Origin of the sequence: Rhodococcus sp. DK176, from assembly GCF_038447315.2 — a bacterium.
Lineage (GTDB): Bacteria > Actinomycetota > Actinomycetes > Mycobacteriales > Mycobacteriaceae > Rhodococcus_F > Rhodococcus_F jostii_A.
In genome coordinates this window covers 343,231-359,702 of record NZ_CP118321.2, presented here as the reverse complement: position 1 = coordinate 359,702, position 16,472 = coordinate 343,231, and the positions used below count along the sequence as shown (strand labels likewise).

The window sequence follows — 16,472 nt, the reverse complement described above, 5'->3', positions numbered from 1 at the left end:
GATCAGGAGCCCACTCGGCTCCTGATCTGCTCACCGATTTCCTCGGTGGAGCAGGATTCGGGTCCGCGGGTCGCGACGTGGTCCTGAACGGCCTGGTCGATGGCGTTCGCCTCAGGTGACCGCCCGAGGTGATGCAGCATCAACGCGACCGACAGGATCGCGGCTGTGGGATCGGCGACGCCTCGACCTGCGATATCCGGGGCGCTCCCGTGAACCGGTTCGAACATGCCGGGATTCCTCCGTGAGCCGTCGATGTTCGCGCTTGCCGCCAGCCCGACACCCCCGCCCAGGGCGGACGTGAGGTCGGTGATGAGGTCGCCGAAGAGGTTGTCGGTGGCGATGACGTCGAATCGGGCAGGGTTTGTGACGAGGTGCAGCATGGCCGCATCGACGAGCATGTGATCGACCTCGACGTCCGGATACAGCGCTGACAGGTCGTCGGCAGCGCGCGTCCACAAGGAGCCTGCGAAGGCGAGAACGTTCGGTTTGTGCACGATCGTCAACCTCTGCCGCCTGACCGTGGCGCGCTCGAACGCTTCCCGGAGAAGTCGATCGACTCCGAAGCGTGTGTTGACACTGACTTCCGTAGCGACTTCATGCGGCGTTCCGACGCGGAGTGCGCCCCCGTTGCCGGTGTACGGGCCTTCGGTTCCCTCCCGGACTACCAACAGGTCGACATTCACGTCTCCGGCAAGCACTCGCGGCGCGCCGGGCATCGTCTTCGTCGGGCGTAGGTTGATGTGATGATCTAGCGCGAAGCGCATTTCGAGCAGGATGCCACGTTCCAGCGTGCCGGCGGGGACAGTGGGGTCGCCGATGGCACCGAGCAGGATCGCATCGTGATGCCGGATCTCGTCGAGTGTTTCCGGGGCGAGCAGACGACCTGTTTCCCGGAAGTTTCGGGCGCCCAGGTCGAAGTAGCTGGTGTCGATGGTGGGGGCAACCTCGTGCAAGGTCCTGACCGCCTGGTCGATGACTTCGGGGCCGATTCCGTCCCCTGGAATGACTGCAATTTTCATCAGATCTCCGAACTGCGAACGCGGGACTGTTTCCGCGCGTGACGAGTCGCCGAGCCCGAGTGCGTGGGTGCAGCGGGCGGAAGTGGCGGCGGTACACAGAAGCTATCGCGCATAGCCAAATGCTGGAATAGCGGTGCCACATAGTGAGATTCAGGTCAGTTTTCGAACCCCAGGGAGTATTCGCGTCTCCGAGCGATGCCGTTCGGCGCTGGGTGGGGTGTGGCGAGCTCGGGCAACGGAGGTCCACGTCAGCGTATTGACAAATTGTGAGGCAGTACACATACTCGAAACTGACACGGCGTACCGCTGAACGGCACAGTCCCCGATAGGGGTGGCTCGCGGCCGCCATGTCTCGCGAACCCCACGCCGCCCGCGTGTGATCGCAGGTCGAATAGCGACTTACTGGAAAGGGAAAGGCCATGCCATTTGTGGACACGGAGAGGTTCACAGAGGCGCTCAACTTGGATCCCGAATTCAAGATTGCGGCGCGCTTCTGGAACGCCATCGTCCGGTTGGAGATCGGCGATGAAACCTACGTGCTGGTGATTCGTGACGGTCGACTCGACTCCATGACACCGCCCGAGGGCAACAACCTCATGACGGTTGCGCGGAACTACGACATCGAGATCTCGGCGCCGATCGAAGAATGGAGCAAGTTCTTCCAGCGGGTGCCTCGCCCGTTCTATCAGGACCTCTTCTCGGCGGTCACCCGGCACAACTTCCGCTATGGGGGAGACATGAAGATGTTCTTCGCCTACTACGCCGCGCTCAGACGAGTGTTCGATTTCATGCGTTCGTACACCAACGTTGCCGAGGAGGCGAAATGACCACGACGAAGTTCGACAAGGCGGTCGGACGGTACGTCCATCTCACGATCGACGACGTCGAGTACCGGGTCTACTACGAGGAGAGCGGGTCCGGAATCCCGCTACTTCTCCAGCACACCGCCGGCTGTGACGGCCGCCAGTATCGTCATCTCCTCGAGGACGAGGAGATCACCTCGCACTTCCGCGTGATCACGTGGGATCTGCCGTATCACGGGCGGTCGCTGCCGCCGCTCTCGGTGCGATGGTGGGAGCAGGAGTACAACCTGACCCAGGACTTCTTCATGAAGTTCGTCGTTGCCCTGGCCGAGGCCCTCGACTGCGAGGACGCGGTGTACATGGGCAGTTCGATGGGCGGCAACCTCGCCCCCGATCTGGCACTGCACAACCCCGGCGTCTTCCGTGCCGTGATCGCGCTCGAGGCGGCGCTGCATTCGCCCGGCTTCTACCTCGACTACTGGTTCCACCCCGAGATCAGCAACGACTCCAAGCCCGCGGCGATGTACGCGCTCACCTCGCCGACGGCGCCCGAGGTCGGCCGCAGGGAAACGACCTGGGTCTACAGCCAAGGATCCCCTCCGGTCTTCAAGGGTGATCTCCACTACTACAGCGTCGAGCACGATCTTCGGGAAACGGCACAGAACATCGATACGTCGAAGACCGCCGTGTACATCCTCAACGGCGAATACGACTTCGCGACGGGACCGGAGGAGGCCGCGGAACTCGGCGCGCAGATCGAGGGTGCGAAGGTCGTTCCGATGGCGGGACTCGGACACTTCCCGATGAGCGAGGACGCAGCCCAGTTCTTCCGGTGCATCAAGCCGGTGCTGTGGGAAATCCGTGACTCGGCTGTGCCGTCGAAGGTGCTCTCGGCTACCCAGTAACCCCCTGACGGGTTGCGCGGCCGGCAGTGCTCGTGGTGGTCACGAGGCACGAGGCCCGCGCAACCTCGCGGGCCGCCGACGAGCGAGTTCCTCCAACCTCGCCGTCGGCGGCTCCGCGCCGCCCATCAGATCGCGACCCGACTCGATGGGTATGAAAGATCGAAGCCAGGATGGAAGTAGAAGTAGAGGTGGGCGTGAGCGAAGTCGAATGGGACGAGGTGCACGACGGTGGGTTCATCGGGCTGATCGGTCCACTGCTGCTGCGTCCCGGAGATGGCGGTGCACGGGAATACGGACTGCGGTGTGAACCCAAACATCGAAACCTTCGAGGAGTCGTGCAGGGCGGCCTGATCATGGCCTTCGCCGACCGAGCCCTCGGTTCGACCGCCCTCGCGGAGACCGGCACGCAGAACATGGCGACCGTGCAACTGAATGTCAGTTTCCTCGGTATCGTCCGGGTCGGTGACCTCTTGACGAGCTCACCCCGTATCGTGCGGCGCACGGCATCGATCGTCTTCGCGGACTCCGACCTGCGGGTGAACGATTCGGTGGTGGCAACGGCGACGGGCGTCTTCAAGATCCTCGCGGACAGTTCGCCGCCTGTCGGCGTCGGCGCGGCCGCCGAGATTCGCCTTCGGTGAACCGGTAGCGGACATCGAGACTGGACATTTCGACATACTGTGCCGATAATCGGCACAGTACGAAATGTTGCACCGCGGCGGAGCGGCGGTCGAGGGAGAGGAACAGTAGGTGCAAGGCATCGAACGAGGTTTGCGCGTACTCGAAGCTGTGGCGGAGAGCCAGCCGGTCGGAGTAGGCGAACTGTCACGCACCCTTCAGTTGCCGAAATCGACCGTGCAGCGGACTCTTCAGGCGCTCGCATCCGCCGGCTGGATCCGCAGCGATGGGAGCGAGTACACGCGATGGAAGCTCACCTCGCGGGCGCTCGCCGTGGGCAGGCGCGGCTGGGACAAGGGAGACTTGCGAACGGTCGCGCTCGAACCGATGCGTGAGCTGCGGGATCTGACGAACGAGACCATCACGCTCCAGGTCCGTGATGGTGCGGAACGGGTGGTTCAGATCGAACGCATGGATTCCCATCAGGCGGTTCGTACCTTCATCAAGGTCGGCAGCACATGGCAGCTACCTCACACGTCGGGGGGAATGGCGATCATGGCGTGCCTGCCGGACGATGAGGTCGACAGAATTCTTTCCAGTCCCATCCAGCAACTGACTCCGCAGACCGACACCGATCCCGGATCTATCCGAAAGAAGATCGAGGAGATCCGCCGCGTCGGATATGCGGTGAACGTCAATCAGAACCGGATGGGAGTATGTGCCGTCGGGGCAGCTGTGCTGGGGGAGGGGGGATGCCCGGTAGGTGGCATCGGCATCTCGATGCCGGAGACCCGTTTCGACGAGAATCGTGTGCCCTGGTGGGGGAAGCAGGTCTCCGACACTGCAGCGAACGTGAGTTCATTGCTCTGATCCGTCGAGCGCTGCGTCACCGGATTCCACACCTTGCTTGCTTTTTGGCGGCGACCACAACGACAGACTGATGCCCCGGTAGCCGATCGAACCAGCCGCGGATTGCTGGGTCGACTGTCAGCTCGCCAACATCGTGCGCCAAAGGGCAGCCGCGAAAGCTTCCCGTCGAAGCCGGGCGGTAATGAAATCGGAGCGGGGGTTCGTCGTCCCCAAGACGCTTCCGGATCGGACAGCTGCATCGTTACCACAATCGGTGGAAGCGACGCCTGGGCAACCGGTGCGCAGGGGCGCGGTGACAATCGAAAAGCCACATTCTCGTGGCTGCATCAATCACGCGCCGTATCGTCTGTGCCGGCGCGATCGCCGGATTCTCCGCTCTCGCCCTGATCGCGAACCCGGCAATCGGTTCGGCCGCTGTCACGGGCTCGTCGACGGGTACCTCGATCGAGTTGCGAGCGGGCACCTACGCGGTGATCACGCAATGATCCCGGCGACCATACAGCCGGAAAGTCTCGAGTAGCAGGAAGGCCAGCGTGACGATGATGATCGCGACTCCGATCAAGTACGGCATCACGAGTCCTTTTGGCTCCCGGGTTTGCGTCCTGTGCCTGTTTCCCAACGGCACCTTCTGTGGCATCCTTGGCCTCGTTGTAGGCAGTAACCGATAGCTGAACCACGCCAGTCCGATGAAACCGAATGACCATGATGGCCAATGGGCGGAGGTGGCCATGGGGCGGCGAAGGCGATTGCGGCCTTCGCGGTGGCCGACGGGATCCGCGGCGTTTCCGGTGGCCCTTGTGGTCGCGATCAGGGGACCGGTATGCACGCTGCCTCGTGCCGATATCTCCCTATTGTGATTCCGAAGAACCCGACATCTTATCGGCTACCGTATGTTCAGCGTTTGTTTACACGGTGGAAGATCTCGAGTGCCGTGTCCAGCATTTTTCTGCTCTCGGTGAACCAAGGATCTTGAAGGTTCAGATCGATGATCAGCTCGTCGACGCCCACTTTCGACGCAGCGACGACGTCCTCGACAATCTGGTCAAGCGTGCCGACGAAAGGTGTGCGTTCGGCCCCCGCGAGCTCGGAGGTGAGAGTTATATTTGCACAGACGATGTGCTCGAGGTGTTCGGCGGAGCGACCTAGTTCGACGGCCCGCTCGCGGATCTTGTTCCAGGTGGATTCGATCTCCTGGAAACCTTTTGAGCCGAAGGGAATAGACAGCCATCCATCGGCTCGAGAAGCGATTCGTTCGATGGTCCGGGGGGTACCTCCGCCCCCGATGAGAACAGGCACTCGTGACGCCGGCTTTGGGGCCACGATAGCGTTGTTGACGATCGTTCGTCGTCCTTGGTAGCTCACTGGGTCCGGTCCCCATGCTGCCGCGAGGACATCGAGCGTCTCGTCGAGGTAGCGCCCTCGAAACTTGGGATCCGCTCCTGCGGCACGCATTTCGTCTTTCGACCATCCGGCACCGAATCCCGCGACGAATCGGCCTTCACTGATCTGATCGATTGTTGCTATTGTTTTCGCCAGTTGGAAAGGAATATGTTGCGCGGCTATCAGCACGCTCGTCCCAAGACGCACGTGACTCGTTACCATCGCGGCAGCGGCAAGTACGCTGAGTGGATCTGCGGTTTGCCGATAATAGGATGGCCAATCGCCACCGGGCGGATCAGAGTATGGATAGGGTTCCTCGGGCGTTAGTGGATAGAGGCTTCGCTCATAGACCCAGAGGCTCTCAAATCCGTTATTTTCCGCAGTCTGAGCCACCTCGGTGACGTCTAGACGAAGGTTCACCTTGTCGCGTTGTGGTATCCGAAGTCCAAGTTTCAATTCTTGTTCCTTACGATTCGTCAGCCCAGCGCTTGCGTTCGGCCTTGTTTCGACTGCATATTGTGTGGTGTGCGCGACAAGGTAGTCACGACCGCCGGTGGGTTTCCCGCGCTCGTGCCCTCGTTGAACCGAATAGGGCACGAGTGTGCGCTCGAAATCAACTTCTCTGGAACGCCGTACAAGTTGAGTGGATCGTTCCTGTCGCTGGCCTGCTCGCCGTAAGATTGAACAGGTGTCGGATTGCTATGAGCTGATGGAGGGTCGGTCCTCCGCCTCAGCGGTGAGCGCGCGACTGACGCGGTCTGCCACCTCGGGCGCGAAACCTAGGTATTGCGCTGGATCAAGAGCTTTCATTATCTGATCCTGCGACAGGTGGGAGGCTACTCGTTCATCGGCTGTCGCAACCTCGGAGAAGTTCAGGTTTTGAAGGTCGGCGGATCGGGTCAACTCGACAAGAAGGTGATGGGCATGATCACGTCCAATTGATGAATCAAGAATCATCATCAGCGATTCGGCGTTGACCTGGCCCCCGGTGATTCCGACATTTCTTCGCATACACTCGGCATTTACTTGCAAACCTTCCAGCAGATGGTTCAGATCGGCTGCCATCGCGCCAGATCCAACCATCAACTCAGGGACAGTCACCCACTCGACAGCCCATGCCCCCATGTCTCGTTCGTGCTGGTGAGCGCCATTTCGGAGTAGCCCAGCGGATAGGCTTTGCGCAATTCGTGCTTTGGCTACGATGCCTTCGGAAAGGTGCGGATTTCGCTTTTGCGGCATCGTCGATGATCCGATGTGACCAGGCTGGAGAGGCTCGACCAGTTCCCCAAATTCTGTGGATTGCAGGCGAATCACCTCTGCCGCGATCCTCTCGGATACACCAGCGAGGAGGGCCATCAAGGAACCTAGCTCGGCTATGCGGTCTCGAGTCGCGTGCCAGGGTGCCACTGGTTCCGTAAGGCCGAGCCGCGATGCCACACCCGCTTTTACTTCGAAGGCACGGTCACCGTACCCCGCCATGCTTCCGGCGGCACCGAAGATCTGAACTGTGAGAATTCGATCGCGCGATTCTGCTATGCGTGTTTGCAACCGCTGCAGCTCATCTACCCAGGTAGCGGCCTTCAGACCGAATGAGATCGGAACGGCGTGTTGTCCATGCGTTCGACCAACTTGAGTAGTGTTGCGATGTTTCAGAGCGAGCGACGCGGCTGCCTTCGTGGCTGCAGCTACATCGCGCTCAATACCCTGCAGTGATTGACGCAGTTGAAGGGCTTGACCGGAATCCATAATGTCTTGAGAAGTTGCACCGTAGTGCACGAACTGTCCAAACTCTGTGCCAACCAACTTCTCCAGCGCGTTAACCATCGGAACGATTGGATGTTGCGTTGCGTTGACGTGTTGGCGCAGCTTATTGATATCGAAAAGATCGCTCTGGCAGTGCGCTGAAATACGCTGCGCAGCTTCGGCCGGGATGATTCCGAGTTCAGCCTGAGTTTGTGCTAGAGCGCGCTCTACATCCAGCCACCCCTGCAGTCGCTGCGGTCCGTCGAAAATCGCACGTTGTTCGGCGTTGCCGAAAAAGTCACGTAGCAGGTCATCGTCAAGTCCCACGCCCATGGTTCCGCCTTCGTGTCGGTTTGTGCGCAGGAGATCCGCGCCGCAGCTCTGTCTATTGGCATGCTGTTCCGCTAGTCGGCACGCCGTGTGTTGATAGTCCAACACCGAGTCTGCGTTGTCAATTCCCGTTTTCAGTATGTCGGAGATAGCGTCGCTGGTCGGGCCACAATGGCCGATCTGATGTTGTCCACGGTTGAGCTATCTGGCTGCTGCTCCCACGGTGCCCCAGGTCTATGCCGAGCATTGAACCAGCGAACTCACTCGGCCGCCTCCCGCTCCGCTTCGGCCCGTCCGGTCCATACCCATTCCCAGCGGATGGGCTCGGTCATGTAGAGCCCTATGGCCGACTCCATCATGGCATTATCGAGGGCGTCGGCGACGCTGCCGATCGAGCCCGTGATCCCGGATTCGACCAACGCCTCGGTGAACGCGAGCGACCTGTACAGACTGCCCGCATCCGCGTGATGCACCAAACCTGTTAGAGTGAAACGGAAATCAGTCCTCCGTCGCGTGAACAGCGCTTGCTCGAGGACGCCGCTGACCAACGGCGTGGCCTCGTAGTCATCACCCGCCAACCCAGAATTCGGCGGGAGAAGACATCGACGCAGAATGCGGTTTAGACGAACTCGGCCAATGTCCACACGAAGGTGACGTTGGCGACCGTTGTCTCGAAACGCTCTTCGAGCCATTATCTGAAGGAAACTTGATGACTGTGATGACGCACAACCATCGCACGGCGCCGCTCGGTGACCGAGCCAGCTCTATGGGGCAGGCGCTGGCCGCCTTCAATGCCTCGGTCTTCACCGGACCCGGTGAGATCCCCCGAAAATACCGAGAACTCATGGCCGTGGCGGTCGCACTGACCACGCAGTGCGAAGGATGCATCAAGGTGCACACCAATGATGCCGTCGCCTGCGGTGCAAGCGATGAAGAGTTGGCGGAGGCGACCTATATCGCAGCCAGTCTCAGAGCCGGAGGTGCTGTCGTGTACGGCCTGAAGTCCCTCGCGTCCGCCGAGCGTATCCGCAACAGCTAGGCCGAGTGCCATCAGCGCCCAGCGGCTGCATTGTCCTGCTGCTGGTTTAGAAAGGGAGACGATGACCGACTCGAGAATTGGCTCGGCGTCAATCGGCATCAGCGCCGACGGACCCATTGGTTGGATCACTCTGACGGATCCAGATCGTCGTAATCCCCTGTCGGTGAACGTGATGCGAGGGATTTGGGACGCTCTCGGTGCGTTGGGAGGCGATAACTCGATCCGAGTGATCGTGCTCCAGGCGAGCGGGGCGGCATTTTCCGCCGGCCACGATCTCAATGAACTCGTTGGGTGCTCTCTCGATGACGGACGCGCGGTCTTCGCTGCTTGCATCGAGATGATGCAGGCGATACATCGCGTTCCTCAACCGGTCATTGCCTCGGTGCAGGGTGTGGCACTCGCCGCGGGTTGTCAACTCGTCGCTGCCTGTGACCTGGCGGTGGCGTCCTCGACGGCTCGATTCGGCACTCCGGGGGTCAAGATCGGCTTGTTCTGCTCGACACCGATGGTCGCACTCTCCCGTGCGATCGGCAGAAAGCGGGTCCTACGGATGCTCCTTACCGGTGAGATGATCGATGCGGTCACGGCAGAGACCTGGGGTCTGATCAACCTCGTCGCCGAACCCCAAACCCTGACCGAGGTAACGCGATCGTTGGCCGAAACGGTCGCGGGGGCGAGCGCACTGACCCTGGCTACCGGGAAAGAAGCCTTCTACCGGCAAATCGAATTGTCCGAGGACGAAGCGTACCGGCAGATGCAAGAGACGATGGCTGTGAATGCCACCACTTACGATGCGCAGGAGGGGATTACCGCCTTCCTCGCCAAACGTCCCCCTGTCTGGCAACACCGCTGACTGCCTGTCTCGGCACGACCCTTCAACAGCCGGGCGAAGCGTGGTTCGCCTGCGGGTAGGTTAGTCATTCGGAAGATGCCGGCATCCGTCCGTCCGATTTGGTGGCGACAAGCGGGCGGCATGCGGAGTGGATCGGAGTGGGCAACCCAGGACAACACCCGATCGCGCCATACCTGCGGAAATCACGGTGGGCTCGCGGGGTGTGCCCCGCGAGCCCGGACGGGACGGCCGTGACGATCGCGCGGTGTTCACTGCGATCGTGTAGGTACGAGGTAAGTCAGTCGCGATCGGGAGGATTGACAGGGTTACGGGGTTCCCGGGTCGCGGTCCGTGGCTTCTACATGCCAGCGGATCGCTACTACTTGGGAAATTTCTTCCACAATGCCTCAGCGATGGAGAACGCCCCCCGTGCTGAGCTGTGCTCTGTACCGGGGCGTTGTCGCGGTGTGTGACGCGCCCGCCTACTGTCCAGGCGAACAATGAGATCGCCGTATTCCGGGCGATCGTCGAGGAACTTCGAACATACGGGCAGACCGGTCGCACCTTTCATCGGTTGTCGCGGGCGAGGTCGAGCGCCTGTTACACGAATAGGGCAGCGAATGCACGGTTTTCGGATCTTTCCACGACTCTCGTGTGCGAGTAGAACGTCACGACGTCCTCGGGCTGGGCCCGATATTGCCTTGGATCCTGAGCGGTTCAGTGAGGTGTCGCAGATCGAAATACCCCAGAATGCCGACCGGCTCTCCTCGAACCCGGAGTTCGAAGCGATGCCGATCGGCATTGTGGACGACTCGGGCCTCCTCGGGTTTGGTGCATTGCGCACTCCCGTCGACGCCCCAGCTACTGCGCCGCTTATGGGTGCTGCGATCTATCCCGTTGATTGTCTCGTCGGCGTACTTAGTCATCGAGAGACGTGATCTGCGGACGTCATAACCGTGCGGTAATCGTCTTGAGCTGGCAGTAGTGCTTGAGCGCCTCGAAGCCCTTCTCCCGGCCGAAACCGCTCAACTTGTAGCCACCGAACGGGGTTTCGACACCACCGGCGAAATACTGGTTGATGAAGACCTGCCCCGCCTCGATGGCGCCGGCCACGCGATGAGCCCGGCCGTGGTCTCTGGTCCAGACCCCCGCGACGAGTCCGTAGTCGCTGTCGTTGGCGATCTCGACCGCCTCCTCATCGGAATCGAATCGGAGCACCGTCAGCACCGGGCCGAAGATCTCCTCGCGCGCCACGCGCATCGTGTTGTCGACGTCGACGAAGATGGTCGGCTCGATGAACAACCCACGGCCCAGCCGCCCGGTATCGGCGACGTGTCCACCGGTCGCGACACGCGCACCCTCGCTGGGCCCGAGTTCAAGATACGAGCGGACCTTGTCGAACTGCCCTCGCGTGGCCAGGGATCCGATATCCGGGTCCTCGATGCCCGGCGCGATGACCGTGGTCTTCGCGTGCTGGACGAGCCGATCGACCAACTCGTCGTGCACCGAAGAATGCACCAGCAACCGGCTGCCGGCAGAACATACCTGTCCCGCCTTGGTGGTGAACGCGGTCCAGGCGCCTGTCGCGGCCGCGTCGAGATCGGCGTCGTCGAAGACGATGTTGGGGGACTTCCCGCCCAACTCGAGAGTCAGCGGAATCAGTCGTTGGGCGGCCGCCCGCATGATCGCCCGGCCGGTCTCCACCGAGCCGGTGAAGACGATCTTGCGGACCTTGTCGTGGCCGGTCAGCGCAGCTCCCGCATCAGCACCGAATCCGGGGACGACGTTGAGAACGCCCGCGGGCAGTCCCGCTTCGACGGCGAGACGGCTCATCTCGAGTGCCGACAGTGGCGTGTCCTCGGCGGGTTTGAGGACCACCACGTTGCCCATCGCCAATGCGGGTGCGATGGCCCGCGCGGCCTGGTTGATCGGCGCATTCCAGGGTGTGACCACGCCGATCACGCCGAACGGTTCGTTGCGGGTGTACGAAAGGTAGTCGGGTCCCAGCGGAATCGTCTCGCCGTGTACCTTGTCTGCCGCCCCGCCGTAGTACTCGAAGTATCGTGCGGCAGTCTCGATGTCCACGTTCGACTGCGACAACGTCTGACCGGTATCCAGTGTTTCGATTCGGGCCAGTTCGTCTGCGTGTTCACGCAGTGTGCGGGCGACCTCGAGGAGGATGCGACCGCGAGTGGCGGCCGGGGTGTCACGCCACGAGCGGAAGGCGCTCTGCGCTACGGCAACTGCTGCCTCGATATCCTCCGCGCCGCCGAGCGCGACTTCGGCGATGACGTCGCCTGTGGCGGGATCACGAGTGGAAAAGTACTGCCCACTCTTACTGCGCTCGTCATGTCCGCCGACGAACGTTTCGTAACGCTCTCGCATTGTGCTTCCTATTCCGAGTGGTGCACCCGGGTAACCGGCCGCACCGAGATCGTGCCGATATATGGCACAGTGTTTCTGTTGATAGCTTGGTTCGTTCCCGCGATCTCTGTCAAGGGCCGGGCGTCCTCCCACCAGCGGAGGAACACCCGGCCCGGATCGAAGATCGGAGGGACGAACTCGTCGATCCGCGGACCACGCAGCCGACCCGCAGATCCCATCCGGCTTCGGTGAGAACGGCTGTGGGCGTTGTAGGCGGGAACCCTCCCAGCCGGGGTCGACTACACGTGCGGCAGCGGGCGAGCGGGCTGTTCGCCGCCGCGTGCGTCGCCGTAGCTTCGCTTGGGTACGAGAACTTTGCGTCGGAAGATGCAGACGATCTGCCCGTCCTGCTTGTAGCCGCGGGTCTCGACGTACACGACGCCTCGGTCGTCCTTGGACTTCGAGGGCGTGACTTCCAGGACCTCGGTTTCGCCATAGATCGTGTCGCCGTGGAACGTCGGCTTGACGTGCCGCAACGATTCGATTTCGAGGTTGGCGATCGCTTTGCCGGACACATCCTGTACGGACATGCCGAGCAGAAGCGAGTAGACGTAGTTGCCCACGACCACGTTGCGCCCGAATTCTGTTGTCTCCTGAGCGAAGTGGGAGTTGATGTGCAACGGGTGGTGGTTCATCGTCAGCAGGCAGAACAGGTGATCGTCGTATTCGGTGACGGTCTTGCCTGGCCAATGCCTGTAGATTGCTCCGACTTCGAAATCCTCGAAGTACCGTCCGAACTGCATGTTCTGCTCTTTCTCCGTGGTCGTCACTGTTCACACACCGCTCTCTACGGTCTCGATCTCCGGCTTCCACACATCGAGTCGTTCCATGCCGGCCGCGCGGCCCTGGCCTGCGATGACCAACGCCATCTTGCGGGACGCCTCGTCGATCATTTCGTCGCCGAGCATCACGGCGCCCTTGCGGCCGCCCTGGTCGGAGGTGAACCACTCGTACGCGGCGAGGATGTTCTCGGCATGGTCGTAGTCGGCCTGGGCGGGACTGAAGGTGTCGTTGGCGGCGTCGATCTGGGCCGGATGCAGCACCCATTTCCCGTCGTAGCCGAGTGCGGCGGCCTGTCCGGCAACCCGGCGAAAGCCATCGACGTTACGGACCTGAACATAGGGTCCGTCGATTGCCTGCAGCCCGTTCGCTCGGGCGGCCATCAGGATCCGCATCAGCGGGTAGTGGAACGCGTCGCCGACCCCATAACCCGGCGGCTGCTCACCGATCACGAGCGACTTCATGTTGATGCTCGCCATGAAGTCGCCCGGGCCGAAGATGATCGTTTCGGTACGCGGCGACGCGGCCGCGATCTCGTCGACGTTGATCAATCCGGCGGCGTCCTCGATCTGCGCCTCGATTCCGATTCGGCCTACCTCGAAACCCATGGTCTTCTCGATCTGGGTCAGAGTGAAGTCGAGCCAGGCGATCTGGGCAGCCGACTGCACCTTCGGAAGCATGATGCAGTCAAGATTCTCACCGGCACCTTCGACGACCTCGACCACGTCACGATAGGTCCAGTGGGTGGTGAGATCGTTGACCCGCACCACGCGAATCTTCGATCCCCACCCGCCTTCGTTGAGTGCCGAGACGATGGTCTTGCGCGCACCAGGTTTCGCGAGTGGAGCACACGCGTCCTCGAGATCCAGGAAGACCTGGTCGGAATCGAGACCCTTCGCCTTCTCGATCATCTTCGGGTTCGAACCGGGAACCGCGAGGCAGGAACGCCGCGGTCGTTGTGTTCTGGACATGATCTCCCTATCTTGTTTCTTCGAGCTGGAGGGCAGCTGTTGCGTTGTCGAACTGGGCCAGCACTTCATCGGTATGTTCACCGAGTAGCGGTGCTCGCCGGACATGCGTCGAGGGCGCATCCGCGAACTTGATCGGAGAGTTGGCGATCGTCACCGGGTGGGGCACGCCGGGATGATCGACCTCGACCAACATGTTGCGGGCACGCACGTGGGGATCCGCATAGATGTCCTCGACGGTGTTGACCGGTGCCACCGGGACCTTGCCGCCGAGTGTTTCCACGATCTGGTCCTTGGTCCGGGTGGTTGTCCACGCGGTCACCGCAGACATGGTGAAGTCACGATTGACCAGTCGGCTGACGTTGTCCCTTGTGCGTTCGTCCGTAGCCAACTCGGGGCGCCCGATTACCGCGCAGAGTTGCTGCCAATGTTTGTTGCCCGGCGCGGCGATACTGACCCACCCGTCTGCGGCGGGCACGACATCGAAGGGGCAGAGCAGGGGATGGCTGTTTCCCTGCCGGGTCGGTACGTCGCCGGTGTAGGAGTGCTGGTAGACGGCGCGTTCGCACATGGCCAGCATGGCGTCGTACATCGACACGTCGACGAAGCCGCCGACTCCGTCGCGGCGTGCACGGTGCACGGCCGACAGCAGGCCGATCACCGCGAAGAGTGCAGGCACGGTGTCACCGAGACCGGGACCGGTCTTGATCGGGGGGCGGTCGGGCTCGCCGGTGATTTCCATCAAGCCGCTGACGGCCTGGACGGTGATGTCGTACGCCGGCCAGTCCCGCATCGGGCTGCTGCCGGTGCGTTCGTCACCGAATCCGCGGATCGCCGCATATACCAGGTGGGGATTCTTCTCCTGGAGTCGCTCGTAGGACAGCCCCAGCCGGTCCATGACCCCGTGGCGGAAGTTCTCCACGACGACATCGGCGTGCGCGACCAGTTCGAGCAGCGAGGCGCGCCCCTCCTCGGTGGTGAGGTCGAGAACGACACTGCGCTTGTTGCGATTGACGCTCTGGAAATACCCGCCGAATGCGCGTAGTTCGTCATCCGGTGCGAACGGTCCCTGCTCTCGGATGAAGTCACCATGAGGGGGTTCGATCTTGATCACGTCGGCGCCCAGATCTCCGAGGACCATAGTGGCGAAGGGCCCCGCGAGCATGGTCGTCAGGTCGATCACCACGACATCGTTCAGTGGCCCGGCGACCGGCGATGTCATCGTGTCTGCCTTCCGAGGATCGAATCCGAGATGATCTTCAGCTGGATTTCCGACGTGCCCTCGAAGATTTTGGTGAGCTTGGCATCCCGCCAGTACCGTTCGACGGCGAAATCCGTGGTGTATCCGGCACCGCCGTGAATCTGCAGGGCCTCACTGGTCACTCGTTCGGCCATCTCGGTGGCGAGGTACTTGACCATCGATGCTTCCACGGTGTTGCGCCGGCCGGCGTCGACCTCGGTGCACACCCGGTACATCAGCGATCGGGCCGCCTCCACCTCGGTGGCCATGTGCGCGATCTTGAATCGGATCGCCTGGTTCTCGCCGATCGGTCGGCCGAACTGGACGCGTTGCCGCGCATAGGCAATGGAGTCTTCGAGCGCTCCGCGTGCCACGCCGATGGCGCGGGCGGCGGTATGAATCCGGGCGGTCTCGAGATCGCCCATGGCGACCTTGAAGCCCTCGCCTTCGGGGCCGACCATGGAGTCACCAGCGGCGTAGGCGTTGTCGAAGGACAGCTCCCACGTCTTCCATCCGTGATATCCGATCTTCCGTACCGGCGTGCCCGTCACTCCCGGGGGCAGCTCACCCCGAGGCTTCGGCATGATGAAACAGCTGATACCGCGCGATCGGTGGTCGCGGTCAATGGGTGACGTACGGGCAAATACCTGAAGGTAGTCGGCTCCGTCGGCGAACGTGCACCACATCTTCTGGCCGCTGATCCGCCACCCGTCGGCTTCTCTGCGGGCCCGAGTCGACAGCGCTGCCACATCGGATCCTGCATCGGGCTCGGACAAGGCAAAGGCGCTGAGGAAATCGCCCGTAGCCATCCGCGGCAGGTACTCGCGGCGCTGTTCCTCGGTGAAACCCGCGGTGAATTGTTGTCCGCGAGCGATCAGGCTCGACACGCTCATCCACGCGCGGGCAAGTTCCTCGACGATCAGGGCGTATTCGAAGACCCCGAGGCCCAGCCCGCCGTATTCCTCGGGAATCAGAACACCGAAAAAGCCCAGCTCGGCCATCTTCTGGCGCAGTTCCATCGGAATCTCACCCTTGACCGGATCGAGTTCGTTCGCCACGGGCAATACTTCCTTGGCGGCGAACTCTCGCGCCATCGCCTGGATCGCGAGGCGCTCGTCGGTGAGATACCCGGCTCCTGACGAACCGACGTCGTCAACTACAGCAGTCATGAGGCTTCAACCCTTCATCCGTGCCTCTATACGGCACAGTGTTCCGATATGGATCAGGATGCCCCACCGTAGCCGTATTGGTCAACCCTCCCTCTGGTGAGTGGTGGCGCCAAACGCTGTCAATGCAGGTCAATGGCATATTACAACCGACATCCGGTCCGGTCCTGGTTCTCCGATGTCGGCCGGGGCTCGCGCTGTGGGCAGGGTTGCCGGGTGCGCAGAGACGCGAAGTGGTGTGCCGCTATATGGAATACCGTGCTGCAATCGACTACCATGGTTCCGTCCGATCCAGAGGGATCGGCCTGCGAAGACAGCACCTCGCGGCGACTGATGATGCCGAAGGGCGACAGGA

Annotated in this window: 16 protein-coding genes and 1 pseudogene; 8 read left to right on the top strand and 9 right to left on the bottom strand. The window is 61.9% G+C overall.

Going from position 1 to position 16,472, the window contains the following annotated elements; translation table 11 throughout:
• Positions 1-2 precede the first annotated feature (2 nt).
• Positions 3-1,019, bottom strand: coding sequence for a 3-isopropylmalate dehydrogenase (locus PSR88_RS01550; RefSeq protein ID WP_016881111.1), 1,017 nt, complete (start codon positions 1,017-1,019; stop codon positions 3-5).
• 419 nt (positions 1,020-1,438) lie between these two features.
• Between PSR88_RS01550 and PSR88_RS01545 the strand changes: the two genes are divergently transcribed.
• The 5 genes from PSR88_RS01545 (at position 1,439) to PSR88_RS01525 (ending at position 4,700) form a co-directional block, all read left to right on the top strand.
• Positions 1,439-1,846 carry a hypothetical protein gene (locus PSR88_RS01545; protein WP_009472885.1) on the top strand — a complete coding sequence of 136 codons (408 nt, stop codon included), beginning with the start codon at positions 1,439-1,441 and terminating at the stop codon, positions 1,844-1,846.
• Positions 1,843-2,727, top strand: a complete 885-nt coding sequence (locus tag PSR88_RS01540) for an alpha/beta fold hydrolase (protein ID WP_016881114.1) — start codon at positions 1,843-1,845, stop codon at positions 2,725-2,727. Before PSR88_RS01545 ends, PSR88_RS01540 begins: the two co-directional genes overlap by 4 nt.
• A gap of 194 nt (positions 2,728-2,921) precedes the next feature.
• A complete protein-coding gene (locus PSR88_RS01535) occupies positions 2,922-3,368 on the top strand; it encodes a PaaI family thioesterase (RefSeq protein ID WP_037196368.1) in 447 nt (148 codons plus the stop codon).
• 109 nt (positions 3,369-3,477) lie between these two features.
• Positions 3,478-4,215 (top strand): IclR family transcriptional regulator, encoded by a 738-nt coding sequence (locus tag PSR88_RS01530; protein WP_029538469.1) that lies wholly within the window; start codon positions 3,478-3,480, stop codon positions 4,213-4,215.
• Positions 4,216-4,532: 317 nt separating this feature from the next.
• Entirely contained in the window at positions 4,533-4,700 is a 168-nt protein-coding gene (locus PSR88_RS01525) for a hypothetical protein (RefSeq protein ID WP_016881117.1), read from the top strand.
• A gap of 409 nt (positions 4,701-5,109) precedes the next feature.
• Here PSR88_RS01525 and PSR88_RS01520 read toward each other — a convergent pair whose 3' ends face one another.
• From PSR88_RS01520 to PSR88_RS01510, 3 genes and pseudogenes are all read right to left on the bottom strand, one after another.
• Positions 5,110-6,051 carry an LLM class F420-dependent oxidoreductase gene (locus PSR88_RS01520; RefSeq protein WP_029538471.1) on the bottom strand — a complete coding sequence of 314 codons (942 nt, stop codon included), beginning with the start codon at positions 6,049-6,051 and terminating at the stop codon, positions 5,110-5,112.
• Between the two features lie 243 nt (positions 6,052-6,294).
• Positions 6,295-7,671 carry an adenylosuccinate lyase family protein gene (locus PSR88_RS01515; RefSeq protein WP_237723909.1) on the bottom strand — a complete coding sequence of 459 codons (1,377 nt, stop codon included), beginning with the start codon at positions 7,669-7,671 and terminating at the stop codon, positions 6,295-6,297.
• 263 nt (positions 7,672-7,934) lie between these two features.
• Positions 7,935-8,332 (bottom strand): annotated as a pseudogene (locus PSR88_RS01510) (DDE-type integrase/transposase/recombinase); the annotation flags it as partial.
• A gap of 45 nt (positions 8,333-8,377) precedes the next feature.
• On the opposite strand from PSR88_RS01510, the gene PSR88_RS01505 reads away from it, so the two are divergent.
• The 3 genes from PSR88_RS01505 to PSR88_RS01495 all read left to right on the top strand — a co-directional run bounded on the left by PSR88_RS01505 (position 8,378) and on the right by PSR88_RS01495 (position 10,477).
• The gene (locus PSR88_RS01505; RefSeq protein ID WP_009472874.1) at positions 8,378-8,707 is read left to right on the top strand and encodes a carboxymuconolactone decarboxylase family protein; all 330 of its coding nucleotides are present in this window, start codon (positions 8,378-8,380) and stop codon (positions 8,705-8,707) included.
• A gap of 61 nt (positions 8,708-8,768) precedes the next feature.
• Positions 8,769-9,560 carry an enoyl-CoA hydratase gene (locus tag PSR88_RS01500; RefSeq protein ID WP_029538476.1) on the top strand — a complete coding sequence of 264 codons (792 nt, stop codon included), beginning with the start codon at positions 8,769-8,771 and terminating at the stop codon, positions 9,558-9,560.
• Positions 9,561-10,264: 704 nt separating this feature from the next.
• A complete protein-coding gene (locus tag PSR88_RS01495; RefSeq protein ID WP_157173910.1) occupies positions 10,265-10,477 on the top strand; it encodes a hypothetical protein in 213 nt (70 codons plus the stop codon).
• Positions 10,478-10,487: 10 nt separating this feature from the next.
• Here the strand turns inward: PSR88_RS01495 and PSR88_RS01490 are convergent, their stop codons facing one another.
• The 5 genes from PSR88_RS01490 to PSR88_RS01470 form a co-directional block, all read right to left on the bottom strand.
• Positions 10,488-11,924, bottom strand: a complete 1,437-nt coding sequence (locus PSR88_RS01490; RefSeq protein WP_016881122.1) for an aldehyde dehydrogenase family protein — start codon at positions 11,922-11,924, stop codon at positions 10,488-10,490.
• A gap of 278 nt (positions 11,925-12,202) precedes the next feature.
• Positions 12,203-12,706 (bottom strand): MaoC/PaaZ C-terminal domain-containing protein, encoded by a 504-nt coding sequence (locus PSR88_RS01485; protein WP_029538478.1) that lies wholly within the window; start codon positions 12,704-12,706, stop codon positions 12,203-12,205.
• A gap of 30 nt (positions 12,707-12,736) precedes the next feature.
• On the bottom strand, positions 12,737-13,714 hold the full coding sequence (locus tag PSR88_RS01480; RefSeq protein WP_009472867.1) for an HpcH/HpaI aldolase/citrate lyase family protein: 978 nt from the start codon (positions 13,712-13,714) through the stop codon (positions 12,737-12,739).
• A 7-nt stretch (positions 13,715-13,721) separates the two neighbouring features.
• Entirely contained in the window at positions 13,722-14,933 is a 1,212-nt protein-coding gene (locus PSR88_RS01475) for a CaiB/BaiF CoA transferase family protein (protein WP_016881124.1), read from the bottom strand.
• The gene (locus PSR88_RS01470; RefSeq protein ID WP_016881125.1) at positions 14,930-16,120 is read right to left on the bottom strand and encodes an acyl-CoA dehydrogenase family protein; all 1,191 of its coding nucleotides are present in this window, start codon (positions 16,118-16,120) and stop codon (positions 14,930-14,932) included. Before PSR88_RS01470 ends, PSR88_RS01475 begins: the two co-directional genes overlap by 4 nt.
• Positions 16,121-16,472 lie beyond the last annotated feature (352 nt).

What these genes read in the sequence shown, in the direction of transcription:
- PSR88_RS01550 (WP_016881111.1), bottom strand. Translation starts at nt 1,019, where the DNA reads ATGAAAATTGCAGTCATTCCAGGGGACGGAATCGGCCCCGAAGTCATC.
- PSR88_RS01545 (WP_009472885.1), top strand. Translation starts at nt 1,439, where the DNA reads ATGCCATTTGTGGACACGGAGAGGTTCACAGAGGCGCTCAACTTGGAT.
- PSR88_RS01540 (WP_016881114.1), top strand. Translation starts at nt 1,843, where the DNA reads ATGACCACGACGAAGTTCGACAAGGCGGTCGGACGGTACGTCCATCTC.
- PSR88_RS01515 (WP_237723909.1), bottom strand. Translation starts at nt 7,671, where the DNA reads ATGGGCGTGGGACTTGACGATGACCTGCTACGTGACTTTTTCGGCAAC.
- PSR88_RS01505 (WP_009472874.1), top strand. Translation starts at nt 8,378, where the DNA reads ATGACTGTGATGACGCACAACCATCGCACGGCGCCGCTCGGTGACCGA.
- PSR88_RS01500 (WP_029538476.1), top strand. Translation starts at nt 8,769, where the DNA reads ATGACCGACTCGAGAATTGGCTCGGCGTCAATCGGCATCAGCGCCGAC.
- PSR88_RS01490 (WP_016881122.1), bottom strand. Translation starts at nt 11,924, where the DNA reads ATGCGAGAGCGTTACGAAACGTTCGTCGGCGGACATGACGAGCGCAGT.
- PSR88_RS01485 (WP_029538478.1), bottom strand. Translation starts at nt 12,706, where the DNA reads ATGCAGTTCGGACGGTACTTCGAGGATTTCGAAGTCGGAGCAATCTAC.
- PSR88_RS01480 (WP_009472867.1), bottom strand. Translation starts at nt 13,714, where the DNA reads ATGTCCAGAACACAACGACCGCGGCGTTCCTGCCTCGCGGTTCCCGGT.
- PSR88_RS01475 (WP_016881124.1), bottom strand. Translation starts at nt 14,933, where the DNA reads ATGACATCGCCGGTCGCCGGGCCACTGAACGATGTCGTGGTGATCGAC.
- PSR88_RS01470 (WP_016881125.1), bottom strand. Translation starts at nt 16,120, where the DNA reads ATGACTGCTGTAGTTGACGACGTCGGTTCGTCAGGAGCCGGGTATCTC.